The organism is Vibrio sp. D401a (assembly GCF_030248515.1).
GTDB classification, from domain to species: domain Bacteria; phylum Pseudomonadota; class Gammaproteobacteria; order Enterobacterales; family Vibrionaceae; genus Vibrio; species Vibrio rotiferianus.
Map to the genome: position 1 here is coordinate 74,569 of NZ_JAHGAI010000022.1, position 25,454 is coordinate 100,022.

A 25,454-nucleotide genomic window follows, 5' to 3' on the forward strand; every position below is an offset into this window, starting at 1 on the left:
CGGGGGCAATTATACTCATCCAGAATCAATTAAAGTAATGCCATCCTCACACTTTCTCATAAGATTCATCATTGATTCACCTGTGTTTGTGAGTTATCTCACAATAAGAAGGGAAACGTTTTCTATTCTGAACAGCATCTTTAGATTTTATTCACATATGGAGAAGGCTGAATTGCTATTTTTCCATAGACTTTCAGCAATCGATTGCTTTTCTCTGTTATGCAACTCTGAGAGTTGATTCAATATATGAATGAGTTTGGCAGGGTGATTCGGCTCGCCCTGATAGCCAAGTATAGGCATATCCGGAGCGTCCGTTTCTAAAACAAGATATTCAAGTGATAATCTTTGAATCGCGTCGCGTGTTTTATTCGCTCTTGGGTAGGTAATGGAGCCGCCAACACCGATAAAAAAACCTAATCGAACCCATTCCATTGCTTGCTGATAACTGCCAGAAAACGCGTGCAATACGCCACCTTTAGGAAGCTTAGCCGCTTTAACCATTTGGATAAGTCGATTGTGCGCTTTACGGCTGTGCAGAATCACCGGCAAATCAAATCGCCTGGCGAGTTCAAATTGCAACTCAAGTGCACGTTCTTGCAATTCAACCGGCACTTCGATGGCGAAGTCGAGACCGCACTCCCCTATCGCAACACATTGTCGACTAGACGAAGAAAGTAATGATTCCAGTTCCGGAACAAACTGCTCAAAACCTTGTTGTAGAAAATAAGGATGGAAGCCAAGCGCGTAATAAAGATGGGGGTATTGATTGGCCAGCGCTTGAATATGAGTCCAATTACTCGGCCCAACAGAAGGAATCAAGATGCGCTCAACGCCTTGCTCGCGAGCGAGATCGACTTGGTGAGCAAAATCCTCTTGAAAGACATCGAAGTCAAAGTGGCAATGGGTATCAAACAGTTTCATTATTTGGCTTCTTTTGCTCTTCTTTATTGGAAGAAGATTTTTCGTGAACAGGGTCCTGTTTATACGGCACGCAACTGCGTTTTTGATCAGGCGTCAGCCCCATCTCTTTACACCAATCATCGTAGCGTTTGAGTCCTTTTTTAAACCAGTTCATTGCACACCCTTTTTTAGCCCATAGAATTCTTTCTGCGCCAAATAAAAAACCGCCGTTAGCTAAGTGTATAGCTAACGGCGGCTTATAATCTAGTACGCGATGTAAAGCGCGTTAGATTCGATTAGTGCTCACGAGTCGCACGGAAATCGATATCAGGGAAACGCTCTTGCGCTAGGTTTAGGTTAACCATGGTTGGTGCGATGTACGTTAGGTTATCGCCACCGTCCAATGCAAGGTTCGTTTGGTTCTTACGCTGAAACTCATCCAGTTTCTTCGCATCACCACACTCAACCCAACGTGCTGTTGCTACGTTAACACCTTCGTAGATAGCTTCAACGTTGTATTCTGACTTCAAGCGAGCCACAACCACGTCAAACTGAAGCACACCAACGGCACCAACGATCAGGTCGTTGTTTTGCAGTGGGCGGAATACCTGTACCGCACCTTCTTCAGACAGCTGAACCAGACCTTTTAGAAGCTGCTTCTGCTTCAATGGATCTTTTAGACGAATACGACGGAACAGTTCTGGTGCGAAGTTTGGAATACCAGAGAATTTCAGCGCTTCACCTTGGGTGAAAGTATCACCGATTTGGATCGTACCATGGTTGTGTAGACCAATGATGTCACCGGCGTAAGCATGTTCTGCACGAGAACGGTCACCCGCCATGAACGTTACCGCATCAGAGATACTTACTTGCTTGCCAAGACGAACGTGGTTCATCTTCATGCCTTGCGTGTAAGTACCCGATACGATACGCATGAAGGCGATACGGTCACGGTGCTTTGGATCCATGTTTGCTTGGATCTTAAATACGAAGCCAGAGAATTTGTCTTCTGTCGCTTCAACATCACGCTCAACTGCTTGACGTGTTTTCGGTGCAGGTGCCCACTCCGTTAGACCGTCTAGCATGTGGTCAACACCAAAGTTACCCAGTGCCGTACCAAAGTAAACTGGCGTTAGTTCGCCGGTCAGGAATAGCTCTAGATCAAACTCAGGACATGCGCCCATGACTAGTTCAAGCTCTTCACGCACACTTGCTGCTAGGCTCTCACCGACTTTCTCATCAAGCTCAGGGTTGTCCAGACCTTTGATGATGCGCACTTTTTGGATTTCGTGACCATGACCAGACTCGTACAGAATAGTCTCGTCACGGTGAATGTGGTAAACACCTTTAAACTCTTTACCACAGCCAATTGGCCAGGTAACTGGCGCACACATCATGCCAAGTTCGTTTTCTACTTCATCCAATACTTCCATTGGGTCACGAACATCACGGTCAAGTTTGTTCATGAAGGTTACGATTGGCGTATCACGCAGGCGCGTTACTTCCATCAGCTTACGAGTACGATCCTCGACACCTTTCGCCGCATCGATAACCATCAGACACGAGTCAACCGCCGTTAGAGTACGGTAGGTATCTTCCGAGAAGTCTTCGTGTCCAGGAGTATCAAGTAGGTTTACCAAACAATCATTGTAAGGGAACTGCATTACAGAAGTAGTAACCGAGATACCACGTTCCTTTTCCATTTCCATCCAGTCTGATTTTGCGTGCTGCGCGTTACCACGACCTTTAACCGTACCTGCTTTTTGGATCGCGTTTCCGAATAACAGTACTTTTTCAGTGATGGTGGTTTTACCCGCATCCGGGTGAGAAATAATAGCGAACGTTCTGCGCTTAGAAACTTCGCCTAGAAAAGGTGTATTTGACATGAAACTGATCTTCTTTGATGTCTGGTAGCTTGTTTGAAATTTAAACAAGCCTTATTCGATTCAATATTGCGCGGTATTCTCGCTTATTATTGCTTTAGGGGCAACTTTCCTCTGACGAGTTCAGAGAGATGTCGGCTGATTGACCTTATCCTTCCATGCTAACTCACCTAGCGGCGGGACTCTATTGGCAGATATGACTACCTGATCTCTTCCATTTTGTTTCGCATCATACAATGCAATGTCTGCACGCTTTACCCACATATCCGGAGTATCTTCAGCAATCAAACACTCTGACATACCCACACTAAGAGAGACCTGAGCATGACGTGGATAGTGTTTCGTTCTTACTTTCTCGCAGATGCTGTTCATCATGATGTGAGCACTTTGCATAGAAAGCCCTTCAAACAGCAGTAAAAACTCATCTCCCCCCAATCGGAATAACAGATCATACTCGCGGGAGTTTTGATTTAGGATTTTGACAACCTCTGTAATCACTTCATCTCCAACGTCATGCCCATAAAGGTCATTGACTTGCTTAAAGTGATCAATATCGATAACCGCGATTGTTGACGCTTTCTGATTCTTTTTCTCATCAAGCGCACGATATAGAAATGCCTCTAACTGACTCCGATTCAGCGCTCCAGTCATCGAATCTCGTGTCGAGAGGTATTTTAGGCTGTTTTGTAGCTCTACTATTTTGTGTACCGCCACATGAGCAACAACCGTGCAGCAAATCAACGCAATGATGAATCGTAGTATGATGCTCAATTCGAGCTGCTGCCAAGTGGCGACCATGCAACCTACAATCATAAAAATATTGGTCACGAGTGCATCTTTCGTTGGGATAATAAATACCAGCGCTACGATCACAGGGAAAACCCAGTAAGTGGCAATGACACCAAAAGTAGACACACTTAAGACAATAGATAACCAGAGCAAAAATAAAGGGATGCGGTGACCAATTACTCCCACACCCAGCATAAATAGGCACGCCAACTCAACCACAAAGCTAAGCTGAAAGCTTAATAGAACAATCCCGAGTAAGGTTTCGCCAATGATAAGGTTTTTTACGCCTAGGGGAATAAATGTCGCTAATGTCACGAGCATCAAAACCTTGAGAACCACTTCACGACTAGTCTCATCAAACAACTGAGCCACAGGAGTATCGAGTTTTCTAGGATACGACTTAGTCAACGCTCCCTCCCTACACTTTATAGATCGTGTTTCATATAATTTATAAATCTATAACTATGTTGAAGATAATGCGAACAAAAGTAGTGATAGAGAGTAAATATGTGTGAGGACGGTTTATAAAAGCCTTGGATGGACCAAGGCTTTAGAATCAGGTGGGATAAATGCCAGCATTTAGTTGAAGAAGATATAGCTCATGATTATTGCGTCTTCCTTACCATTACCAGTTTTCGCTGGGTAATAGTTATAGCGACGATCCACTTCATTAAAACCCGCTTGCTCATAAATATGGATTGCCGGGTGGTTGCTTTCACGTACCTCCAGCCACGCACTTTCTGCTTTGGCTTGCTCGCAGTGTTCGATAAACGCATCCAGCAATTTTTGTCCTAACCCTTTGCCTTGGTGAGATGGCGAAACGGCAATGTTCAGTAGCGTCACCTCTCCAACAATATTCTGCCCATAGAAGTAGCCAACCACTTGAGAACCTTCAAGCATGACATGGTGACAAGCACCACGGCTCGTTAAATCTCGAACCAATGACTCAGCCCAAGGATGAGAATGGGCTTGTTGTTCAATTTGCCAGACTTGGTCAAGGTGCTCAGCACCCATCGGCGTAATTTCAATTGTCACGCGTTAGCTCCGTTAAGAGTACGAACAGATTTGTTGCCACAATGTGCGGCGTTGTTCGTTGTTGCCATCAATATCTTGTAATAGCGGTGAAGTCAGTTGCTTGGCATTGATGCTCACATCAGCCTCACAACCCGCAAACCATACCCACTCTAGCTGATGTTCACCTAAAGAAGATAAGCCTTCTGGCTCAATGTGCATTGCGTCATTGAGTGTGAGCTTAATGCTCTTCAATACACGCTCAAACATCAAAGCGGTCTCATTTTTTGGACACATTGGCGATACCAATAAGAGTTTACATGAACTTTGCAAATCTAATAATGGTGCTTGATAGCCTTCTAGCCTTTCTGGATGACTCAGCTCCCATGTGCTGATCCCCATCTCGTGTAAATACTGTTTCTCGTTAATTGACATCTTTTGTCACCTATTTGAACGAGGCAATCCTATCAAAATTTCGCATTTAAAGTCAGAGGTGTTATGAAGCTTTTCCAATCACTCGCAATCACATTACTTATCGCCACCACCAGCTTCACTACTTTTGCTAAGGATAACAATGATGGTTGGGAGCTTATCGCCGAAAAGACCGTAAACTTCCAAACCGAAACCGACACCGTTGAACCCAATGGTCTGTTTAAAAACCGTCAGTTCAGCAAAATTAAGATCAAATGTACTCAAGGCACCATGAGTATTAAAAACATGAAAGTCACCATGACCGATGGCAGCGAGAAAAAGTTGAAAACCATGGTCGGTACACTAACGAAAGGTATGTCGACTCGCGCTTGGACACTGCCAGGCTCAGAAGACGCCAAATTCAAACGTCTAGATATGGAATACAAGAGCTGGGGCAACATGACTCTCAATGCTGCAGGCATGAGCAAAAAAGCCAAAATAGAGGTTTGGGGTAAAAAGCGCGTTCAAGAACAGGATTAATCTACTCTTCCTACCTACTTATTAAAACAAAGCCCGCTTTTTATAGCGGGCTTTGTCGTTGAATATTAGCGATTATAGCTCAGAGAACTCTGGAGAATAATCGATGCGACCAGAACGCCCATCACATTGACCTTCTACCAGCTCAGCTACGCGAAATGCACCTTGTGGTACTTCCCACGCACAATCGAAGCCCATCTCTTCGCTGGCTGTAAAGCCCTGACGCCCGTAGTAAGCTGGATCGCCCAACACCACACACACTGGGTAACCAAAATCACGCAGTGAATCAAAGCCTTCTTTGATCAACTCGGCTGCAATGCCTTGGCGACGGTAATCTTCATGCACAGCCAAAGGCGCAAGACCTTGCCACGACAAATCTTCACCATTCAACATCACAGGGCTAAACAGCGCGTGACCAACCACTTCACCTTCATCGGTGCATGCCACCAAAGATAACGTGAGCTTGCCGTTTTCACGCAAACGCATCACTAAATTAGCCTCTGCATCCGTTGGGAACGCGTGTTTCAATAAACGGTCAATAGTGAGAATGTCCGCTGGGGCTTCAGTTCGAATAAGCATTCGCTACTCCAGTTTCTTGTTCTGGTTCTTGAACCCCTTTCTGAACAAAGTCAGCCAATTGGTTCAGTGCCACTTGCATCGCTTTTGGCAGCTGCTCTAAGTCAACACTATCCATCAGGTTCTTAACTTCTAAGCCAAGTTCAGTGTCGCCCTCAATAGACAGACGACGTTGGAAGAACAGTGTATCAGGGTCTTCTTTGCGGCCAGCAATCAGGACTAGGTCGTTAAGGTTGCCGCTAAAACTCACATCTTCCTGAACTGGTTTCTCTGCCACCAGCAATTTTTCATCTTGATAGCTGATGTACCATGCTAAGTTCAAGTCTTTAATCGCAACTTTCAGCCACTTATCTTCAAGGAACTCAAAATCGCCATCTTCTAGAGCTTCTTTGAATACCATTTTCAAACCTTCTAATAAGGCTTTTTTCTGAACAGTTTGTGGCAATAACTGGACTGGAGATCGCAAAATTGATGCTGCGTTCTTTACTAGTTGACTGCGAATCTTGTTTAACACGCTAATTATCCGTTACTTTGTCATGAGAATGCTTATATTAAGCGATAGAGTAATACCTATACCTGTTATGCATCAATAAAAATTGTTTGTTTGCTTCATAAGCAGTTTTCATGGCGAAGCCATCTTTTTTTGAACTTACGTAGAGATTTGAAGCACTCACATTGATAAACCCTTTAATAACGGGATATTCAAAGTTATAGTTATCAAAACAGCGTTTTTATTACACGGAAGAATAATCAGGCTCTTTGGAGATCGGTAACCCCATAATGCCTTCGCAGCACCTAAAACATTGGTTTGTAAAGCTCACCTCAAATAGTCCTTTTTTCTTTGCCATCTTAGATAACGAGTATCGTTATCGAATGGTAAGTGAGCGCTATTGCGATATTACAGGTTTAGAACACGATGATGTTGTCGGTCTTACCGACGAACAAGTATTGGGTGAACAGTTTTATCATAAACTTCAGCCATACTATCAGCGTGCTTTTAGCGGAGAGCACATTGAGGCAGAAATTACTCTCGATGAAACTGACTTAGAAACTAGCCTTCATTTCAGTATTTCTCCAATTATTGAAGACAAGCAAACTCGATTTGTTGTTTTTCATGCCATCGATACCTCTGAAAAACAAATCCTTGTTCGCTCTCTTGAAGAGTCCGAAACAAAGTTTAGTAAGCTGACTCAGTTATTACCCGACGGCTTATTGCTGGTTGAAGATGACATCATCATCTCTGCAAACCCTGCCTCAGCACGATTGCTTGGCTTGAACTCACCACATGAATTACTTGGCGAAGAGCTCTCTAGGCTTTTTATCGATGAGAACAGTAAGAAAGTATTCAGTCATAAACTCAGTTCATTATTATCGGAAAAGCCGTTTATTTGCCTGACCAGTGCTCGCTGTGGCTTTGAACGTAAAGTTCAACTTAATGCTGATGTCACCGCTATTCTTGGTAGTGAATCTCAAATCATCTTGATTCAAGATGCGGATGACACACCAAAAAATTTATCGAATAGTACTGAAGACGCACATATCGATTCACTGACTAAGCTTTATAACCGATTTGGCTTTACCAAGCGTTTAGAACAGTTAATCAGAAGCCAAACACCACTCTTGGTCTTCTATCTTGATATCGACAACTTCAAAAACATCAATGACTCACTTGGTCATCATATTGGCGATAAAGTCATCCAAGAAGTTTCAGCCCGACTAAAACGTTTATTACCTAACCAAGCTATCATTGGCCACTTAGGTGGTGACGAGTTTGGCATCATCCTTCCTGAGCCTGAAAACTCAAGAATGGCGGAGATTATCTCTGATCGTATTATTTCCCTGATCAACCAACCTTTCGATCTGCATCACTTTAGTAAACGCCTCGCGTGTTCTATCGGTAGTGTTCGTTACCCAGAAGATGGTCAAGACGCGCGTATTCTGCTGCAAAACGCAGACACCGCTATGTACGAAGCAAAAGATCGCGGCCGTAACCGTCTGATTAAATTCAACGACCAGATGAACAAAGAAGCACGCATGCGTTTGTGGTTAGAGATCGAGCTACAAAAAGCGTTGCAGCAAAACGGTTTGGAAGTATGGTACCAGCCAAAAGTTAACGCGCGTGATTTCAGTATTAACGGCGCAGAAGCACTCGTACGTTGGAAGCACCCAGTCGAAGGCTACATTAGTCCAGGAGCATTTATCCCTGTAGCAGAGCGCGCAGGCTTGATTGAGCACCTTGGTCGTGTGGTAATGCGTGATGTATTTAACACAGTAAAACGCTGGAAACTGCAAGGTATCTTACCAGGCCGTGTGGCCATCAACCTCTCTCCAGAGCAATTTGGTAACCCGCAACTGATCGATTACATGGAAAAGCTACTACGCACTACCGAACTTGACCCAAGCTGCATTACCTTCGAGCTAACAGAAAGTGCGGTAATGAGCGACAGCGAACACACTTTGCAAATGCTTAATGCGATCAAGAAACTTGGCTTTGCATTGTCTATCGATGACTTCGGTACTGGTTACTCTTCCCTTTCCTACCTAGCCCGCTTTCCGATCGATGAGCTAAAAATCGACCGTGCGTTTATCAACGACATAGACACGCTACCGAAACAAGTCACGGTCATAGAGAACATCATCAACCTAGGTAAGTCACTGGATTTAACCGTAGTAGCGGAAGGCGTAGAAACCCATCAGCAAGCAACACTACTATCGAACCTGCAATGTAACTCGATTCAAGGCTTCCATTTCTACCGCCCTCAACCAAAACACGAAGTTGAAGAGTTGTTTGCGCAAAACCGCCGTCATAAGAACTGATCTCAACTACAGCAAAATCTGAGATTTCCCCCTTACTCTCAAGGGGGAAATCTCAACTTTATTGAGCTAAACCTAACTTAGGTCAATTTCGCTATTCATAATTCTTCATAAAATGCGGGCACCTTTTTATTCTCTATGATTGTGAGCATATGGAACTCTTGTGTCCTGCGGGTAACTTGCCTGCGCTAAAAACCGCGATTGATTGCGGTGCAGACGCCGTATACATCGGCTTTAAAGACGATACCAACGCTCGTCACTTTGCTGGCCTGAACTTCAACGGCAAGAAGCTTGAAAAAGCAGTGCAATACGTTCATGACCGCAACAAAAAGATCCACGTTGCGCTAAACACCTTTGCCCATCCAAATGGTTTCGACCGTTGGACAAATGCGGTCGACAATGCAGCGGCACTGGGTGTAGATGCGCTGATCGTGGCTGACATTGCGGTACTTGAGTACGCTGCTCGCAAATACCCAGAGCTAGAACTGCACCTGTCGGTACAGGCTTCAGCAACCAACGTTGCAGCAGTAGACTTCTACAAGCAAAACTTCAACGTCAAACGTGTTGTACTGCCTCGTGTATTGTCTATCCATCAGGTTAAACAGCTTTCACGCAATATCACCAGCGATGTTGAGCTAGAAGTCTTTGCTTTCGGTAGCCTATGCATCATGTCGGAAGGTCGTTGCTACCTATCGTCTTACATGACTGGCGAATCACCAAACACCGTTGGCGCGTGTTCTCCGGCGAAATACGTTCGCTGGCAAGAAACAGAAAATGGTCTGGAATCTCGTCTTAACGATATCCTGATCGATCGCTACAGCGCAGGTGAAAACGCGGGCTACCCGACCTTATGTAAGGGTCGTTTTGAAGCTGAAATCGAAGGCGAGAAAAAACGCTACCACGCACTGGAAGAGCCAACCAGCTTGAACACCCTGTCTATGCTGCCAGAACTGTTTGCTGCGAATGTCGCTTCAGTAAAAATTGAAGGTCGCCAGCGTAGCCCTGCGTACGTAGAACAAGTAACGCGCACATGGCGTGCTGCGATTGATCGCTACCAAGCAAACCCAGAAGCTTACCAAGTAGAAGCGGCTTGGGATGCAGCGTTGGCAAACGTGTCTGAAGGTACGCAAACCACACTTGGTGCTTACCACCGTAAATGGCAGTAGAGGTTAAGATGGATAACTCAATGAAATACGCGCTTGGTCCACTGTTGTACTTCTGGCCAAAGCAAGATGTTGAAGCGTTTTACGAACAAGCGAAATCAAGCTCTGCGGACATCATCTACCTTGGTGAAACCGTATGTTCAAAACGTCGTGAAATGAAGCCCGCACATTGGTTCGATATTGCGAAAGACTTGTCTGCATCTGGCAAACAAGTCGTTCTTTCAACGATGGCACTATTAGAAGCACCAAGTGAAGTGAACATCATGAAGAAGTACATCGACAATGGTGACTTCGCGATTGAAGCCAATGACGTGTCTGCAGTTCAACTGGCTTCTGAGCACAAAGTGCCTTTCGTCGTTGGCCCTGCGGTTAACACTTACAATGCGCACACGCTTAACTTGTTCCTAAAACAAGGCATGATCCGCTGGTGTATGCCTGTAGAGCTATCTCGTGAATGGCTCAGTAATACGCTGGTTCAATGTGATGAGCTTGGTATTCGCAATAAGTTTGAAGTAGAAGTATTCAGCCACGGTTATCTACCATTGGCTTACTCGGCACGCTGCTTTACCGCTCGTGCAGAAAACAAAGCTAAAGATGATTGCGAAACTTGCTGTATTAAATACCCAACAGGTATCCAAGTAAGCAGCCAAGAAGGTCAAGAAGTCTTTAACTTAAACGGCATCCAAACTCAGTCAGGTTACTGCTATAACCTGATCAACGATCTACCAAGCATGGAAGGTCTGGTTGATGTGGTTCGCCTAAGCCCACTGGGTCTCAGCACCTTCTCTGAACTGGATCAGTTCCGTTCAAACGAGAAAGGCACCAACCCTGGCAAAATCCAAGACCGCCAATGTAACGGTTACTGGCATCAACTTGCAGGTCTGGAAGTGAAGAACATCTAATCTCTGCTTACGATTTCAAAGCAATAAAAAAGCGAGGTACTGACCTCGCTTTTTTTACATCTTTTCGTCGTTAAGAGACTTGAACACTCGGCTCTGCTGAGCTCTCGTTCATTAGCTTCTTAATATCACGCCACAACATTGTCATCACCACTAAACTCAAGGCGATGTTGGACAGTGGGAATGCAATCCAAATACCCGTCACACCCAACAGCTTCGGCATAATGAACAAGAACGGTAATTGAATCACCATATTACCGATGGTCACGAACATGGCTTTACTGCCTTTGTTGACTGATTGGTAGTACGCCGCGGCAACCACTAAGAACCCATCTAAGAACAATGCAAACATATGGAGACGAATACCGACCACCGTCGCATCAATCAGATTCTGGTCAGCATTGTTGAACACCGATACAAACTCGTATGGGAAGATGTTCATCAAAATAACAAACGCAACTCCACCAAGTACAGAAGTGCCCATTGCGACCTTTAACAGCTTACGAATGTTATCTTGGTTGCGCGCGCCATGGTTGTAGCTCACCAAAGGTTGCATACCATTGGCAATGCCTTCTGCAATCAAATAGTAAACCGTCACGATGTAGCCCAAAATAGCGTAGGCACCAATTAACAACGCGCTGCCGTATTGGGCAAACAATGCGTTATGCAGCGCGACCATCATTGAGCCATAAGCGTACATAAAGAAGCTCGACGTGCCAATCATGACAATCTTAGGAATGACATCAAACTGCATCTTCAAATCGCTGAAAGACAAGCGCATGTTGGCTCTGGAAGTAAAGAAGTACCCCACCCCCAAAATCGTCACAACCATCTGCGCCAGAGCGGTAGCAATAGCAGCACCGGTAAGCTCCCAGCCAAGCCAAGCGATAAAAAGATAGTCGAGTACGATATTGATCACCGCACCGATCACCATCAGGATGGTGGCTAAGTTAGGGCTATCATCATTACGAAGCAAAAATGGCACCGCAATCGAGCCTAGCGAGAACACACACGCCACGCTAAGAATGTGTAGGTATTGCAAGCCTAGCTCGTACACTCGCCCTTCTGCGCCCTGCCAGCGAATAAAGTCATCGGCGAAGAAGAACAAGATTGTCGCTACGACAGGCATCAAAGCAACTAAAAGCAAAAGGCCGGTTGAGAGAATGCGTTTAGCACCTTCACTGTCTTTTTCACCTTGCTTGATAGAGGCCAGCGCCCCCGTACCTACCCCGACCATCATACCGATACCAAGTATCGAGCCAATGATCGGCCAAGCAACGTTGATCCCCGCTAATCCATCAGCACCGACATAACGACCGATAAAAATGCCATCAACAACTTGGTATAAGCCGTTAACCAACATGGCTGCGACGGTCGGAATTGTGTATTTCCAAAACTGTTTATAGATAGAGTTTTGCATGACTACCACCAATAGTTAGCAAGGCTAACTAAATAGATAAAAGAATAAAAATAAGTTTAGTTTCCGAGCGCTTTATCCAGTAGCGCTTTCAATTGCTGTGCTTCTTGCTTATCAAGTTTACGCATCAGTTGTTCAGAAATATCCTTATATACCACCTGTTCAAGGGACATTTCTGCGATCACTTCTTCCGTTAGCAAAACACGCTTTGAACGCGCATCTTCGTTACAAGCGATGCGTCTAACCAAGCCCTTTTTCTCCAAACGAACCACCATATTTGAAGCTGAAGGTTTGGTGACTTGCAGCTCTTCAGCCAAGTCAGTGATACGCACACCTTCTGGATGAAGCTGAATCACTCGTAAGTAATCGAACTCATTAAAGCTCAAATGTGAAAGCGGATCTTCCTTGGCATAAACACGCCACGCTTTAGCGCAAAAACGCTCTAAATCAATCAGGCTTTTTTCTAATGCCACTGTAATTTGCCTATTTAGTTAGCAAGGCTAACTATTTTAGTGAAGCAGCCTAATTTCTTCAAGTACAAAAAAGCCGCTCTAGTTGAGCGGCTAAAAAACTATTATTGCTGAGTACTTTCTGCTTTAATTTTTGCTAAACGTTCTTGCTGTAGCTTTTCGTAAATCTGAGTCAGCTCAACAAATGAATAGCGGTGTTCCACATACTCATAGACATTGAACGAAATCGCTAATTTATATAGCGATATAGCATCTGCTACATCACCCTCTAGTTGATAACGTTTGCCGAGATAGAAATAAGTTTCCGTTAAACGCTCTGCTAGGCGGTGATTCTCTCGCGTCCCTTCCATGATAGCTTTCAGTGCTGCGTCATCAGGCACATCTCTCAGCATAATGGCGACTAAAACCCACCCCCACTCTTCGCTAATATCGCGTTGATATCTTTGCTGTAGGTTTGCCTTCGCTAACTCTGGATTTTGCTCTGCTTCAATAATGTATAACCACAATGCTCGAAAAGGATCTTTAGGGTTCTCTTCGTAGTGCTTTGTCATATCTTCCATAGCAAGATCAATTCGACCACCATAGTACAAAGCAATCGCACGGTTACGTTCCGCATAAGAGTTCTCTGGCGCAAGCTCTAATGTTGAATCAAATGCTTCATAAGCCGCGTCGAACTCACCTAGTTGAGTAAAGTAAACGCCAAGCAGATTGAATATATCTGGCTGAGCAGGATTTAGCTGTAGTGACTGATTAAAATCAAGGCGAGCGAGATCTCTCAAACCAACGCTATCGTAGTAACTCCCGCGCTCATAATGCATTTTAGCTCGCACTTCATCACTAAGATCTGGTCGTTGTAATAACTGAGATAGCCGTGCGATCTGAACCTCTTGCTGCACGCTAGGCTGCAACGGCACAGCCATCGGTGGATATACCCACTGCTGAGAGGTTTGTTGAGAAGTGCTAGCGCACCCCGTCAATGCAATTGCGATACATAAACTTGCGGTTTGAAACCATTTCACTAATTGATACTCCTGTTTGGACCGCCTTTAACTCACGATGTATTAATGCACTATAGGATATTTCTGTCCATCAAATACAATTAAAAATAGTAAGTTAAAAAAAGGGGAGCGAAAATGCTCCCCTTTTATAGCACGTTTTCAGGCCGTTAATCTAATAAAAGACCAAAGCCCAAATCAGTATTACTCGTCTTTAGCAGCAGGTGCTTCAGCAGCTTCTTCAGCTGGCTTTTCTACCGCTTCTTTCATGCTTAGACGTACACGACCTTGGCGGTCGATTTCAAGAACTTTAACTTGAACTTCTTGACCTTCAGTTAGGTAATCAGACACTTTCTCAACACGCTTTTCAGCAATTTGAGAGATGTGTACTAGACCATCTTTACCAGGAAGAATAGTAACGAATGCACCGAAGTCAGCTAGGCGAGCAACTTTACCTGTGTAGATACGGCCCACTTCAACTTCTGCAGTGATCTCTTCGATACGACGGATTGCTTCTTTCGCAGCTGTACCTTCAGTTGCAGCAATCTTAATTGTACCGTCGTCTTCGATTTCGATAGTTGTACCTGTCTCTTCAGTTAGAGCACGGATAACTGCACCACCTTTACCGATAACGTCTTTGATCTTCTCTGCGCTGATCTTCATTGTGTGAATGCGAGGAGCGAACTCAGAGATGTCTTCACGAGCACCAGAGATAGCTTCATCCATTACAGATAGGATGTGCTTACGTGCACCTTGCGCTTGGTTAAGAGCAATTTGCATGATTTCTTTAGTGATACCTTCGATCTTGATATCCATCTGAAGTGCAGTGATACCAGTGTTAGTACCCGCTACTTTAAAGTCCATGTCACCTAGGTGGTCTTCGTCACCAAGGATGTCAGAAAGAACAACGAAGTCGTCGCCTTCTTTAACTAGACCCATTGCGATACCCGCAACAGAAGCTTTAATTGGAACACCTGCATCCATAAGTGCTAGAGAAGTACCACATACAGAAGCCATTGAAGAAGAACCGTTAGATTCTGTGATTTCTGATACTACACGTACTGTGTATGGGAACTCATCAACAGAAGGCATTACTGCTGCGATACCGCGTTTAGCCAGTTTACCGTGACCGATTTCACGACGCTTAGGAGAACCTACAAAACCAGTTTCACCAACACAGTATGGAGGGAAGTTGTAGTGTAGTAGGAAGTGATCTTTACGCTCACCAGTTAGCTCGTCGATGATTTGAGCATCACGCTGCGTACCTAGAGTCGCAGTTACTAGAGCCTGAGTTTCACCACGTGTAAATAGTGATGAACCGTGTGTACGAGGAAGAACACCAGTACGTACGTCTAGCGCACGAACCATGTCTTTTTCACGGCCGTCGATACGTGGGTTACCAGCGATGATGCTGCGACGTACAACTGTCTTCTCTAGATCGTGGAAGATAGTGTGGATTTCTTTTGTGTTCGCTTCTGGATCTTCAGCAAGTAGCACGTCGTTTACTTCACCAGCGATCTCGTGGATGCGGTCGTAACGAGCCATCTTCTCAGTGATTTGGTAAGCTTCAACAAGCTTAGCTTCAGCCAGTTCAGCGATCTTGTTTACAAGTGCTGTGTTCTCTTCTGGAGCAACCCAATCCCAAGCAGGAGTCGCAACTTCAGCAGCAAACTCGTTGATTGCGTTGATCACTGTTTGTTGTTGGTCGTGGCCGTAAACAACCGCTGATAGCATTTCTTCTTCAGTTAGGTTGTCAGCTTCTGACTCAACCATTAGTACTGCAGATTCAGTACCCGCAACAACTAGGTCTAGCTTAGAAGCTTCTAGCTCTGTGTTGCTTGGGTTAAGTACTAGTTGACCGTCGATGTGACCAACACGTGCAGCACCGATAGGACCGTTGAACGGAATACCAGAGATAGCTAGCGCCGCAGAAGTACCGATCATAGTTACGATATCAGGTTGAACATCTGGGTTAACAGATACTACCGTTGCGATAACTTGTACTTCGTTTTTGAATGCATCTGGGAAAAGTGGACGGATTGGACGGTCGATTAGACGAGCCGTTAGCGTTTCACCTTCAGATGGTCGACCTTCACGCTTGAAGAAACCACCAGGGATTTTACCTGCAGCGTAAGTACGCTCTTGGTAGTTAACTGTTAGCGGGAAGAAGTCTTGACCTTCAACTGCTTCTTTTTTACCAACTACAGAAACGAATACTGCTGTATCGTCCATAGTTACCATAACGGCTGCCGTAGCTTGACGTGCGATAACGCCAGTTTCTAGAGTAACTGTGTGGTTACCGTACTGGAACGTTTTAACAACTGGTTTTTCGAACATTGTTATTCCTTGTTTCTAAGCGCATCGATGGACTTGCTCAGAGAGTATTGATTGATACTCAAGACATTACGAATCGCGACTAGTGAAAACAAACTGACATGGTGTGCAATTCGCTTTTAATAGTCGCGACCTTTTGGTCGACGTGGTTGACTGTAATGCAATGAGTCTTTGTGAAAATCTCAAAACGAGATTTAGCCGCGTGTAGTATAACGACTTAAATAGGATTTGGCTAAGCTATAGCAATTAAATTAAGTAGCGGGCAACAAAAAAGGGGCTAAAAGCCCCTTTTTCGACAAACTGTTCTATGCAGCCGCTGATTAGCGACGTAGGCCTAGACGCTTGATTAGATCTTGGTAACGAGAAAGGTTTTTACCTTTCAGGTAGTCAAGAAGCTTACGACGGCGAGAAACCATACGTAGAAGACCACGACGGCTGTGGTGATCGCCTTTGTGCGCTTTGAAGTGACCTTGTAGGTGGTTGATAGAAGCTGTAAGTAGAGCTACTTGAACTTCTGGTGAACCAGTGTCGCCTTCGCCTTGTGCGTATTCTGCAACGATTGCTGCTTTAGTTTCTGCATTCAGAGACATAATTCTCTCCTAATAAGAGTAGGTTTAAAGTTGTAGCAGCCAATCTCTGATTCAGCCGCTACGCGAAGCGCGAATTATAGGGAAGTTTCCTTATACGCGCAATATAAAAATACCGGCGATTTCGCCGGTATTTTCAATTCACAGACAAGCTTATGCTTCGTCGCGGAACACCACCAAACGTTTTGGTGCGACTTTTCCATCGTCGTTCACTTCTGCAACACCAATAAAGAGCTTGTCTTCACCGGAGGTCATGCGAATTGGTGTACCTTCCGGAGCACCAAACACTTGGACTGGCATGCCGTGCTGTACTAAGTTAGTCAGCTCAGCGTTGAGATTTACCTCTGGCAAGTCTTCTACTGCGGTATCCATTGGCAACAACAGTGGATCAAGCAACTCTTTAGGCGCGACTTCGTCACGATGCGCTTGCTCTAGCAGCTCATTAAGTTGCTCTAGCGTCACCATTTTTTCGTACGGGTATTTAGCAACACCAGTACGACGAAGCATAGTCACGTGTGCGCCACAGCCAAGCATTTCACCTAGGTCATCAACGATAGTACGAATGTAAGTGCCTTTGGAGCAATGCACTTCCATCTCAACTTCGTCACCTTCAAAGCGGTGAAGCACGATCTCATATACCGTGATCTTACGAGATTCACGCGGCACTTCAATGCCTTTACGAGCGTACTCGTAGAGCGGCTTACCTTGGTATTTCAATGCTGAGAACATTGAAGGTACTTGGTCTGATTCACCACGGAACGTATCAATGCACGCTTCTAGCTTCTCTAGATTCACGTCAATAGGACGCGTCTCTACCACTTCGCCATCAGAGTCAGATGTGTCAGTACGCTCACCAAGCTTTGCGATTACGCGGTAGCGCTTGTCTGAATCCAACAAGAACTGAGAGAACTTGGTTGCTTCGCCTAAGCAGATTGGCAACATGCCCGTCGCTAGTGGGTCCAATGCACCGGTATGACCCGCTTTCTCAGCAAAGTAGATACGTTTTACTTTTTGCAGTGCATCATTGGAAGAAATACCTGTTGGTTTATCCAACAAGATAACGCCATTAATTGGACGACCTTTACGACGACGAGCCATTACTCTTCCCCTGCCTGATCTTCTTCGCGACCTGAATCTTGCTGTTTACGCTTGTCTTCGCTAACCACTTCAGAAACTAGGTTAGACATACGCATACCTTCTACTAGCGTGTTGTCGTAGTAGAAACGGATTTCAGGAGTCAAACGTAGGCGAATACGCTTGCCTAGCATCATACGGATGTGTACTTCGTGTTCACGTAGCGCTGCTAAGCATGATTCTGGCGTTTGCTCACCCACACATAGGAAAGTAACGAACACTTTTGCGTAAGCAAGATCGCGTGATACTTCTACATCAGAAATCGTAACCATGCCTAGGCGAGAGTCACGAACTTCACGTTGAAGGATCATCGCAAGTTCTTTTTGCAGCTGCTGTGATACGCGCTGCGTGCGGCTAAATTCTTTTGACATATTCATTCTCTTAAATAGAAAGAATGGGGGGATGGTCAAGCCAGCCCCCCATGGTGTATTCAACAACCAATTACTATTTGTCTTTCAGACGGTTAGTAATTTTAGTCAATTAGTCTAGAGTACGTTTGATTTCAACGATTTCGAATACTTCGATCTGGTCGCCTACGCGAACGTCGTTGTAGTTCTTAACGCCGATACCACACTCGTAACCATTCTTAACTTCTTGAACGTCATCTTTAAAGCGACGTAGTGACTCTAGTTCACCTTCGTAGATAACAACGTTATCGCGTAGTACGCGGATTGGGTTGCTACGCTTAATCAGACCTTCAGTAACCATACAACCAGCGATTGCGCCCAGTTTCGGTGACTTAAATACGTCACGTACTTCAGCAAGACCAATGATTTCTTGCTTGAATTCTGGAGCAAGCATACCGCCCATTGCTTGTTTAACTTCGTCAATCAATTGGTAAATGATTGAGTAGTAACGTAGATCAACGCTTGCAGCTTCAATCGCACGACGAGCAGATGCATCAGCACGTACGTTAAAGCCAAGGATGATTGCGTTAGAAGCTTCTGCAAGAACTGCATCAGTTTCTGTAATACCACCAACACCAGAACCAACGATGTTTACTTTCACTTCGTCAGTAGACAGTTTCAGTAGTGAGTCAGCAATCGCTTCCACAGAACCTTGTACGTCTGCTTTAAGAACTACGTTTAGCTCAGCAACTTCACCAGCCGTCATGTTAGAGAACATGTTCTCTAGTTTAGATTTCTGCTGACGAGCAAGTTTCACTTCACGGAACTTACCAGCACGGTAGTTCGCTACTTCACGTGCTTTACGCTCGTCACGTACTACTGTTGCTTCATCACCTGAAGAAGGTACGCCTGAAAGACCTAGGATCTCTACAGGGATAGATGGACCAGCTACTGTGATTTCTTTACCTAGTTCGTCACGCATCGCACGAACGCGGCCGTATTCTTGACCACAAAGAACGATGTCGCCTTTGTTTAGCGTACCAGATTGAACTAGTACTGTTGCTACTGGACCACGACCTTTATCTAGGCGAGATTCAACAACAACACCAGACGCCATACCTTCTGCTACAGCTGTAAGTTCTAGAACTTCAGACTGAAGAAGGATTGCTTCTAGAAGACCGTCGATGTTTGTACCCTGTTTAGCAGAGATGTGAACGAACATGTTCTCACCGCCCCATTCCTCAGGGATTACGTCGTATTGAGCTAGCTCATTCTTAACGTTGTCTGGGTTCGCGTCTTCTTTATCGATCTTGTTCACAGCAACGATTAGTGGAACGCCTGCCGCTTTCGCGTGCTGGATCGCTTCAACTGTTTGTGGCATTACGCCATCGTCTGCAGCTACTACTAGAACTACGATATCTGTCGCTTGAGCACCGCGAGCACGCATTGCAGTAAACGCTGCGTGTCCAGGAGTATCAAGGAACGTGATCATACCGTTGTCAGTTTCAACGTGGTAAGCACCGATGTGCTGTGTAATACCACCCGCTTCACCTGAAGCAACGTGTGTACGACGAATGTAGTCAAGTGTTGACGTTTTACCGTGGTCAACGTGACCCATGATAGTTACAACTGGAGCACGTGGTACTGCTTCTGCGTTTGTATCACGATCAGATAGTACTGCTTCTTCCAGTTCGTTCTCTTTACGAAGAACTACCTTGTGACCCATTTCTTCAGCAACAAGTTGTGCTGTTTCTTGGTCGATCACTTGGTTGATAGTCGCCATAGCGCCCATCTTCATCATTACTTTGATAACTTCTGTCGCTTTAACCGACATCTTGTTAGCAAGTTCAGAAAGAACGATTGTCTCACCAATCACTACGTCTTGTTTCGCTACAGTCGCAGACTTGTCGAAACCGTGTTGCATTGAAGTCGGCTTAGCAAGTTTGCCTTTGTTACGGCCTTTACCACCACGTTGGTTACGACCACCGCGAGATTGATCTTCTTTCGCTGGTTTCTTCTTCTTACGACGAGCACCACCTTCTTCTTTACGGTCAGCTGCATCTTCCGCTTCACGAGCGTAACGAGAAGTGGTTACATGGTAATCAGAGTTCTCAAGTTCTTTCTTCTTAGACTCTTCTTCAGACCAACGAGCTTCGTTCTCTTCTGCAAGTTTACGAGCTTCTTCAACAAGCTTAGCTGCTTCTTGCTCAGCTTTACGTTGGGCTTCTTCTTCCTGACGACGCTTTAGCTCGTCAGCTTCTTTCTTCGCTTGCGTATTAACATCCGCATTTTTTGCATTCATTTCTTTCTTAGCCTTTTCAGCTTGTGCGCGTTTTGCCTTTTCTTCAGCTTCACGTTTTGCATCCGCTTCACGTTTTGCTTTTTCTTCGGCTTCGCGCTGTGCTTTCTCTGCAGCTTCACGTTTGGCTTGTTCTTCTGCCTCACGCTTCGCAAGCTCTTCAGCTTCACGTTTTGCTGCTTCCTCAGCCTCACGTTTTGCGTCGTCTTCGATAGTGCTGCGCTTCACATATGTGCGCTTCTTACGCACTTCTACTTGAACATCCTTACTTTTGCCGCCACCTGCTGCAACACTTAATGTGCTACGAGTCTTACGTTGAAGCGTCAGTCTAGTAGGTTCAGATTCGCCCGACGTATCGCCGTGCTCTTTCTTCAGGTGAGAGAGAAGCTTCTGCTTCTCCTCATCCGAGACATGGTCAGAACTCGCTTTGTTCATGCCTGCGTCAGCAAGTTGTTCCATTAAGCGGTCGACTGGAGTACCAATCTCTTCACTCAGTGCTTTAACTGTTAATTGTGTCATGCCGCTTCCTCCTTGCTGATATTATGCTTCTTCGCCGAACCAACAGATGTTACGCGCAGCCATAATAAGCTCACCTGCACGCTCTTCTGTCAGGCCATCAATACCTTCTAAATCATCGATACCTTGGTCAGCCAAGTCTTCTAGTGTTGCCACGCCTTTCGCTGCCAATTTAAACGCCATTTCGCGCTCTAGGCCTTCAAGACCTAGTAGGTCTTCAGCAGGCTCTAGACCTTCAAATGACTCTTCTTGCGCTAGAGCGATTGTCGTTAGTGCGTCTTTAGCACGGCTACGAAGTTCTTCTACAAGTTCTTCGTTCAGACCATCAACTTCTAGTAGTTCGTTAACTGGAACGTACGCAACTTCTTCTAGCGTTGAGAAGCCTTCTTCAACAAGCAGTTGAGCGAAGTCTTCTTCAATGTCTAGGTACTTCATGAAGTTTTCGATAGATGCTTGAGACTCTTCAGCATGCTTCTTCTGAAGATCCGCCACTGTCATTACGTTTAGTTCCCAACCAGTCAGTTGAGATGCTAGACGTACGTTTTGACCGTTACGACCGATAGCTTGTGCTAGGTTGTCTGCCTCAACAGCGATGTCCATTGAGTGTGCATCTTCATCAACAATGATAGAAGCAACATCAGCTGGTGCCATTGCGTTGATTACGAATTGAGCTGGGTTATCGTCCCAAAGAACGATATCGATACGCTCACCGCCTAGTTCGCCAGATACAGCTTGTACACGTGCACCACGCATACCAACACACGCACCTACAGGGTCGATACGTTTGTCGTTTGTTTTAACAGCAATCTTAGCGCGAGAACCTGGATCACGTGCAGCACCTTTCAGTTCAATGATTTCTTCAGCGATTTCTGGCACTTCTACACGGAACAGTTCAGCCAACATTTCTGGCTTAGAACGTGTAATGAAAAGTTGGAAACCACGGGCTTCTGGAGCAACTTTGTAAAGAAGACCACGAACACGGTCACCTGGACGGAAGTTTTCACGAGGAAGTTGGTCATCACGAAGAATAACCGCTTCTGCGTTATTACCTAGGTCAAGAACGATCGTCTCACGGTTTACTTTCTTAACAGCACCAGTGATAAGATCACCTTCGTTGTCAATGAACTGTTCTACGATCTGTGCGCGCTCTGCTTCACGTACTTTTTGTACAATAACTTGCTTCGCAGTTTGCGTTGTAATTCGGTCGAATGTAACAGAAGGGATATCGTCTTCTACGAAATCACCTAGTTGAAGATCTGCATCTTCATATTGTGCAGCTTCTAGTGAGATTTCTTTTGTTGGGTTTTCAACTTCATCAACAACCAACCAACGGCGGAATGTTTCAAACTCACCCGTTTTACGGTCAATGGCAACACGCACATCGATTTCGATTTCGTATTTTTTCTTTGTAGAAGTTGCTAGAGCAATCTCAAGAGCTTCAAAGATACGCTCACGAGGTACCGCTTTTTCATTCGATACCGCTTCTGCTACCGCTAAAATTTCTTTACTCATTGTATTTAGCCTCTAAGCTTCAAATTTTTTAGGGAACTAAAATTTAGGGATCAGGTTAGCTTTTGAAATGTTACTTAGAGCAAACTCTTCTTGTTGCCCCTCACAAGTAACTGCAATTGTCTCACCATCTACGCTGTGGATAATGCCTTTCCACTTACGACGGTTTGCAACAGCCATTTTCAATACGATGCTGACCTCGTGACCAATAAATTGCTCGTAATGTGCTGCTTTGAAAAGTGGTCTTTCTAAGCCTGGAGAAGAAACTTCTAGGCTGTAAGCAACAGAAATTGGATCTTCAACGTCTAATACCGCACTTACCTGATGGCTAACTTCTGCACAGGCATCTACGTTAATACCATTTTCATGGTCGATGTAGATACGTAACGTTGAGTGCGCACCCGCACGAATAAATTCTAATCCAACTAACTCGTAGCCTGTTGCCTCTACTGGAGCTTCAAGCATTTCAGTAAGTTGTCTTTCTAAACCAGTCATTTTAACCACTCCAGAAACAAAAAAAGGGCTCAGAGCCCAATCAAAAAACCAAGCAGTATTTGAGTAATTATAAAAACTCAGATAACAAAAAACCCCGAAAAGTCGGGGTTTTATGCTGCTGGACCCTGATACGTTAAGAATAGCAAAAAGTGCTTTTCTTAACTCACAGTGTGGTTAGCACTGTGCAAACTTGCCAATCGAGTCATTCTTTCCAACGAAAGAAGAGATTGGTTGCGGGGGCCGGATTTGAACCGACGACCTTCGGGTTATGAGCCCGACGAGCTACCAAGCTGCTCCACCCCGCGTCCGACTTGCTGAGCATTATACCGCCAAACAAGTGATTTACAAGTTTGTAAATTTATGGTGCCGAGAGAGGGACTCGAACCCTCACACCAAAGGCACTAGCACCTCATGCTAGCGTGTCTACCAATTTCACCATCTCGGCTACACAAACCTTACAGCTTATTGAGGAATTTCATCACCAGTTGGTGCTGGAACTTCACTCGCTGCATCATTAACTTGCTCTACAACTTGTTGTTGACCTAGTGTTGGATCAACCCATTGAGATTCTGTCTTATGTGTAGACATACGACCAAGTAGCAAGCTAACGATAAAGAATACTGTTGCTAAAATAGCAGTTGTTCGGGTTAGGAAATTACCTGAGCCGCTTGCACCAAACACTGTGTTTGAAGCACCAGCACCGAACGAGGCTCCCATATCTGCGCCTTTACCTTGTTGAATCAACACAAGGCCAATCACACCAAGCGCTGCCAACAGGTAAATCACAAGTAGAACTGAAAACATTTTTTCCACCTATGTTCCAAATTGTTGAGCCAGCGCCGTTCATAAGTTCAAACAATGAGCATTACGAACAAGGCTAGCGACCTCCTGACTGGAGGCCGAGCAATACTAGCGAAAGCCAGCAACGCTGACAAGGGGAAATTGCCAAAAAAACAATGGCAAAAGCCCAAGCGGTCAAAAAAAGGGCAAAACTTACTCTTAATTCACCACATTAACCTAAGAAAACTTAGCAGTTATCTTTGATTGCTTGAGCGATCTTTAACGCAGAACTCTGAACTAAGTCAGCATCTTCACCTTCAACCATCACCCTTAGTAAAGGCTCTGTGCCTGACTTACGCAGAAGAACACGGCCTTTTTCACCTAGTTCAGATTCTACTTCAGCCACCGCATCAAGCACGGCACTAGCCTCGAGAGGATTGCTATCACCTTCAAAACGTACATTTTCTAGCACTTGAGGGTACAAGGTCATACCTTGAGACAAATCATGTAGTGACATCTCACTGCCAACAATAGAAGCAAGCACCTGTAGTGCAGCTACGATAGCATCTCCGGTCGTAACCTTGTCCAGCAAAATCACGTGACCAGAGTTTTCTGCACCGATCTTCCACCCTTTTTCTAGCAAGCGCTCCATAACATAACGGTCACCGACTGCTGCACGCACGAATGGAATACCTAATTGCTTCAGACCATTTTCCATGCCTAGGTTGGTCATTAGTGTACCAACCACACCGCCTTTTAGTTCGCCTCGGCGTAACGCATCACGTGCGATGATATAAGCAATCTGGTCACCGTCGACCTTGTTACCTAAATGGTCAACCATGATGATTCGGTCGCCATCACCATCGAACGCAAGGCCAAGATGAGCTTGCTCTTCTACAACACGTTTTTGTAATGCACGGACGTCTGTCGCACCGACTTCATCATTGATGTTAGTACCATTTGGTTCCACACCCATTGCAACAACATCTGCACCTAGCTCTTTGAATACGTTAGGAGCGATGTGGTAAGTTGCGCCGTGTGCACAGTCAACTACGATCTTCACATTGGCAAGACTAAGCTCTGATGGGAAAGTGCTCTTACAAAATTCAATATAACGACCTGCTGCATCATTTAGGCGAGTTGCTTTACCAAGCTCGGCAGATTCCACACATTCAATGTCTTTATCTAGCTCTGCTTCGATAGCCAATTCGATATCATCCGGAAGCTTAGTACCTTCAGATGAGAAAAACTTGATGCCGTTATCGTAGTATGGGTTGTGTGACGCTGAAATAACGATACCCGCTTCCGCTCGGAAGGTTTGCGTCAGATAAGCAACTGCCGGTGTTGGCATTGGACCGGTAAAGGTCGCTTTCAGACCAGCCGCAGCAAGACCCGCTTCTAACGCAGACTCAAGCATGTAGCCAGAAATACGCGTATCTTTACCAATAATAACTTTTTTAGTGCCTTGTTTCGCTAATACACGACCAGCCGCCCAGCCAAGCTTGAGTACAAAGTCAGGTGTAATTGGGTATTGACCCACTTTTCCACGCACACCATCGGTACCAAAGTAACGTCTTTTATCAGACAT

The 25,454-nt window shown here is 45.1% G+C and carries 24 protein-coding genes and 2 tRNA genes; 4 read left to right on the top strand and 22 right to left on the bottom strand.

The annotated features are described in order from the left end of the window. Positions 1-147: 147 nt before the first annotated feature. The 6 genes from KIV41_RS10465 to KIV41_RS10490 all read right to left on the bottom strand — a co-directional run bounded on the left by KIV41_RS10465 (position 148) and on the right by KIV41_RS10490 (position 5,018). Positions 148-921: a TatD family hydrolase gene (locus tag KIV41_RS10465; protein WP_010450025.1), complete on the bottom strand. Its 774-nt coding sequence runs from the start codon at positions 919-921 to the stop codon at positions 148-150. Next, a complete protein-coding gene (locus KIV41_RS10470) occupies positions 908-1,075 on the bottom strand; it encodes a DUF5363 family protein (protein ID WP_285336318.1) in 168 nt (55 codons plus the stop codon). The genes KIV41_RS10465 and KIV41_RS10470 overlap by 14 nt, the downstream gene beginning before the upstream one ends. Before the next feature lie 121 nt (positions 1,076-1,196). After that, complete coding sequence (prfC, locus tag KIV41_RS10475) at positions 1,197-2,786, bottom strand: peptide chain release factor 3 (protein ID WP_285336319.1); 1,590 nt, start codon at positions 2,784-2,786, stop codon at positions 1,197-1,199. A 120-nt stretch (positions 2,787-2,906) separates the two neighbouring features. Then, entirely contained in the window at positions 2,907-3,980 is a 1,074-nt protein-coding gene (locus KIV41_RS10480; protein ID WP_285336321.1) for a GGDEF domain-containing protein, read from the bottom strand. A 171-nt stretch (positions 3,981-4,151) separates the two neighbouring features. Next, positions 4,152-4,607: a ribosomal protein S18-alanine N-acetyltransferase gene (rimI, locus tag KIV41_RS10485; RefSeq protein ID WP_010450033.1), complete on the bottom strand. Its 456-nt coding sequence runs from the start codon at positions 4,605-4,607 to the stop codon at positions 4,152-4,154. 12 nt (positions 4,608-4,619) lie between these two features. Next, on the bottom strand, positions 4,620-5,018 hold the full coding sequence (locus tag KIV41_RS10490) for a DNA polymerase III subunit psi (protein WP_285336323.1): 399 nt from the start codon (positions 5,016-5,018) through the stop codon (positions 4,620-4,622). Between the two features lie 63 nt (positions 5,019-5,081). Between KIV41_RS10490 and KIV41_RS10495 the strand changes: the two genes are divergently transcribed. Continuing rightward, positions 5,082-5,534: a hypothetical protein gene (locus tag KIV41_RS10495; protein WP_010450037.1), complete on the top strand. Its 453-nt coding sequence runs from the start codon at positions 5,082-5,084 to the stop codon at positions 5,532-5,534. Between the two features lie 72 nt (positions 5,535-5,606). Here KIV41_RS10495 and KIV41_RS10500 read toward each other — a convergent pair whose 3' ends face one another. Then, positions 5,607-6,110 (bottom strand): GNAT family N-acetyltransferase, encoded by a 504-nt coding sequence (locus tag KIV41_RS10500; RefSeq protein WP_285336326.1) that lies wholly within the window; start codon positions 6,108-6,110, stop codon positions 5,607-5,609. Then, positions 6,094-6,621 carry an SCP2 domain-containing protein gene (locus tag KIV41_RS10505; protein ID WP_010450041.1) on the bottom strand — a complete coding sequence of 176 codons (528 nt, stop codon included), beginning with the start codon at positions 6,619-6,621 and terminating at the stop codon, positions 6,094-6,096. Before KIV41_RS10505 ends, KIV41_RS10500 begins: the two co-directional genes overlap by 17 nt. A gap of 266 nt (positions 6,622-6,887) precedes the next feature. Here KIV41_RS10505 and KIV41_RS10510 point away from each other — a divergent pair, with 266 nt between their 5' ends. From KIV41_RS10510 to KIV41_RS10520, 3 genes are all read left to right on the top strand, one after another. Further along, the gene (locus tag KIV41_RS10510) at positions 6,888-8,924 is read left to right on the top strand and encodes an EAL domain-containing protein (protein WP_010450043.1); all 2,037 of its coding nucleotides are present in this window, start codon (positions 6,888-6,890) and stop codon (positions 8,922-8,924) included. 149 nt (positions 8,925-9,073) lie between these two features. After that, positions 9,074-10,087, top strand: a complete 1,014-nt coding sequence (locus KIV41_RS10515; RefSeq protein WP_010450044.1) for a peptidase U32 family protein — start codon at positions 9,074-9,076, stop codon at positions 10,085-10,087. Positions 10,088-10,107: 20 nt separating this feature from the next. Continuing rightward, the gene (locus tag KIV41_RS10520) at positions 10,108-10,986 is read left to right on the top strand and encodes a U32 family peptidase (RefSeq protein ID WP_010450046.1); all 879 of its coding nucleotides are present in this window, start codon (positions 10,108-10,110) and stop codon (positions 10,984-10,986) included. 70 nt (positions 10,987-11,056) lie between these two features. Here the strand turns inward: KIV41_RS10520 and vmrA are convergent, their stop codons facing one another. From vmrA to glmM, 14 genes are all read right to left on the bottom strand, one after another. Further along, complete coding sequence (vmrA, locus tag KIV41_RS10525) at positions 11,057-12,403, bottom strand: sodium-coupled multidrug efflux MATE transporter VmrA (RefSeq protein ID WP_171305639.1); 1,347 nt, start codon at positions 12,401-12,403, stop codon at positions 11,057-11,059. 56 nt (positions 12,404-12,459) lie between these two features. Further along, positions 12,460-12,873: a MarR family winged helix-turn-helix transcriptional regulator gene (locus KIV41_RS10530; RefSeq protein WP_010450050.1), complete on the bottom strand. Its 414-nt coding sequence runs from the start codon at positions 12,871-12,873 to the stop codon at positions 12,460-12,462. 101 nt (positions 12,874-12,974) lie between these two features. Further along, positions 12,975-13,889, bottom strand: coding sequence for a lipoprotein NlpI (nlpI, locus tag KIV41_RS10535; protein ID WP_010450052.1), 915 nt, complete (start codon positions 13,887-13,889; stop codon positions 12,975-12,977). Positions 13,890-14,069: 180 nt separating this feature from the next. Next, positions 14,070-16,202, bottom strand: coding sequence for a polyribonucleotide nucleotidyltransferase (pnp, locus tag KIV41_RS10540; protein WP_285336332.1), 2,133 nt, complete (start codon positions 16,200-16,202; stop codon positions 14,070-14,072). 317 nt (positions 16,203-16,519) lie between these two features. Continuing rightward, the gene (rpsO, locus tag KIV41_RS10545) at positions 16,520-16,789 is read right to left on the bottom strand and encodes a 30S ribosomal protein S15 (protein WP_010450057.1); all 270 of its coding nucleotides are present in this window, start codon (positions 16,787-16,789) and stop codon (positions 16,520-16,522) included. A 150-nt stretch (positions 16,790-16,939) separates the two neighbouring features. Then, entirely contained in the window at positions 16,940-17,884 is a 945-nt protein-coding gene (truB, locus tag KIV41_RS10550) for a tRNA pseudouridine(55) synthase TruB (protein ID WP_010450060.1), read from the bottom strand. Continuing rightward, positions 17,884-18,291 carry a 30S ribosome-binding factor RbfA gene (rbfA, locus tag KIV41_RS10555; protein ID WP_005449148.1) on the bottom strand — a complete coding sequence of 136 codons (408 nt, stop codon included), beginning with the start codon at positions 18,289-18,291 and terminating at the stop codon, positions 17,884-17,886. Before rbfA ends, truB begins: the two co-directional genes overlap by 1 nt. 109 nt (positions 18,292-18,400) lie before the next feature. Continuing rightward, entirely contained in the window at positions 18,401-21,085 is a 2,685-nt protein-coding gene (gene infB / locus KIV41_RS10560) for a translation initiation factor IF-2 (RefSeq protein WP_285336337.1), read from the bottom strand. A gap of 21 nt (positions 21,086-21,106) precedes the next feature. Next, on the bottom strand, positions 21,107-22,594 hold the full coding sequence (nusA, locus tag KIV41_RS10565) for a transcription termination factor NusA (protein ID WP_045393938.1): 1,488 nt from the start codon (positions 22,592-22,594) through the stop codon (positions 21,107-21,109). A gap of 36 nt (positions 22,595-22,630) precedes the next feature. After that, the gene (gene rimP / locus KIV41_RS10570) at positions 22,631-23,086 is read right to left on the bottom strand and encodes a ribosome maturation factor RimP (RefSeq protein WP_005530330.1); all 456 of its coding nucleotides are present in this window, start codon (positions 23,084-23,086) and stop codon (positions 22,631-22,633) included. A gap of 228 nt (positions 23,087-23,314) precedes the next feature. After that, positions 23,315-23,391, bottom strand: a tRNA-Met gene (locus tag KIV41_RS10575). A gap of 56 nt (positions 23,392-23,447) precedes the next feature. Beyond that, a tRNA-Leu gene (locus KIV41_RS10580) sits at positions 23,448-23,531 on the bottom strand. A 17-nt stretch (positions 23,532-23,548) separates the two neighbouring features. Next, on the bottom strand, positions 23,549-23,890 hold the full coding sequence (gene secG, locus KIV41_RS10585; RefSeq protein WP_010450072.1) for a preprotein translocase subunit SecG: 342 nt from the start codon (positions 23,888-23,890) through the stop codon (positions 23,549-23,551). Positions 23,891-24,113: 223 nt separating this feature from the next. Beyond that, positions 24,114-25,454 (bottom strand): phosphoglucosamine mutase, encoded by a 1,341-nt coding sequence (gene glmM / locus KIV41_RS10590; protein WP_010450075.1) that lies wholly within the window; start codon positions 25,452-25,454, stop codon positions 24,114-24,116.

Excerpts from the sequence above, each read along its gene's own strand:
- KIV41_RS10515 (WP_010450044.1), top strand. The coding sequence starts at position 9,074 with ATGGAACTCTTGTGTCCTGCGGGTAACTTGCCTGCGCTAAAAACCGCG.
- nusA (WP_045393938.1), bottom strand. The coding sequence starts at position 22,594 with ATGAGTAAAGAAATTTTAGCGGTAGCAGAAGCGGTATCGAATGAAAAA.
- vmrA (WP_171305639.1), bottom strand. The coding sequence starts at position 12,403 with ATGCAAAACTCTATCTATAAACAGTTTTGGAAATACACAATTCCGACC.
- prfC (WP_285336319.1), bottom strand. The coding sequence starts at position 2,786 with ATGTCAAATACACCTTTTCTAGGCGAAGTTTCTAAGCGCAGAACGTTC.
- KIV41_RS10510 (WP_010450043.1), top strand. The coding sequence starts at position 6,888 with ATGCCTTCGCAGCACCTAAAACATTGGTTTGTAAAGCTCACCTCAAAT.
- KIV41_RS10495 (WP_010450037.1), top strand. The coding sequence starts at position 5,082 with ATGAAGCTTTTCCAATCACTCGCAATCACATTACTTATCGCCACCACC.
- KIV41_RS10470 (WP_285336318.1), bottom strand. The coding sequence starts at position 1,075 with ATGAACTGGTTTAAAAAAGGACTCAAACGCTACGATGATTGGTGTAAA.
- KIV41_RS10520 (WP_010450046.1), top strand. The coding sequence starts at position 10,108 with ATGAAATACGCGCTTGGTCCACTGTTGTACTTCTGGCCAAAGCAAGAT.
- secG (WP_010450072.1), bottom strand. The coding sequence starts at position 23,890 with ATGTTTTCAGTTCTACTTGTGATTTACCTGTTGGCAGCGCTTGGTGTG.
- rbfA (WP_005449148.1), bottom strand. The coding sequence starts at position 18,291 with ATGTCAAAAGAATTTAGCCGCACGCAGCGCGTATCACAGCAGCTGCAA.
- KIV41_RS10500 (WP_285336326.1), bottom strand. The coding sequence starts at position 6,110 with ATGCTTATTCGAACTGAAGCCCCAGCGGACATTCTCACTATTGACCGT.
- glmM (WP_010450075.1), bottom strand. The coding sequence starts at position 25,454 with ATGTCTGATAAAAGACGTTACTTTGGTACCGATGGTGTGCGTGGAAAA.
- rpsO (WP_010450057.1), bottom strand. The coding sequence starts at position 16,789 with ATGTCTCTGAATGCAGAAACTAAAGCAGCAATCGTTGCAGAATACGCA.
- truB (WP_010450060.1), bottom strand. The coding sequence starts at position 17,884 with ATGGCTCGTCGTCGTAAAGGTCGTCCAATTAATGGCGTTATCTTGTTG.
- rimP (WP_005530330.1), bottom strand. The coding sequence starts at position 23,086 with ATGACTGGTTTAGAAAGACAACTTACTGAAATGCTTGAAGCTCCAGTA.
- pnp (WP_285336332.1), bottom strand. The coding sequence starts at position 16,202 with ATGTTCGAAAAACCAGTTGTTAAAACGTTCCAGTACGGTAACCACACA.
- infB (WP_285336337.1), bottom strand. The coding sequence starts at position 21,085 with ATGACACAATTAACAGTTAAAGCACTGAGTGAAGAGATTGGTACTCCA.
- KIV41_RS10490 (WP_285336323.1), bottom strand. The coding sequence starts at position 5,018 with ATGTCAATTAACGAGAAACAGTATTTACACGAGATGGGGATCAGCACA.
- KIV41_RS10465 (WP_010450025.1), bottom strand. The coding sequence starts at position 921 with ATGAAACTGTTTGATACCCATTGCCACTTTGACTTCGATGTCTTTCAA.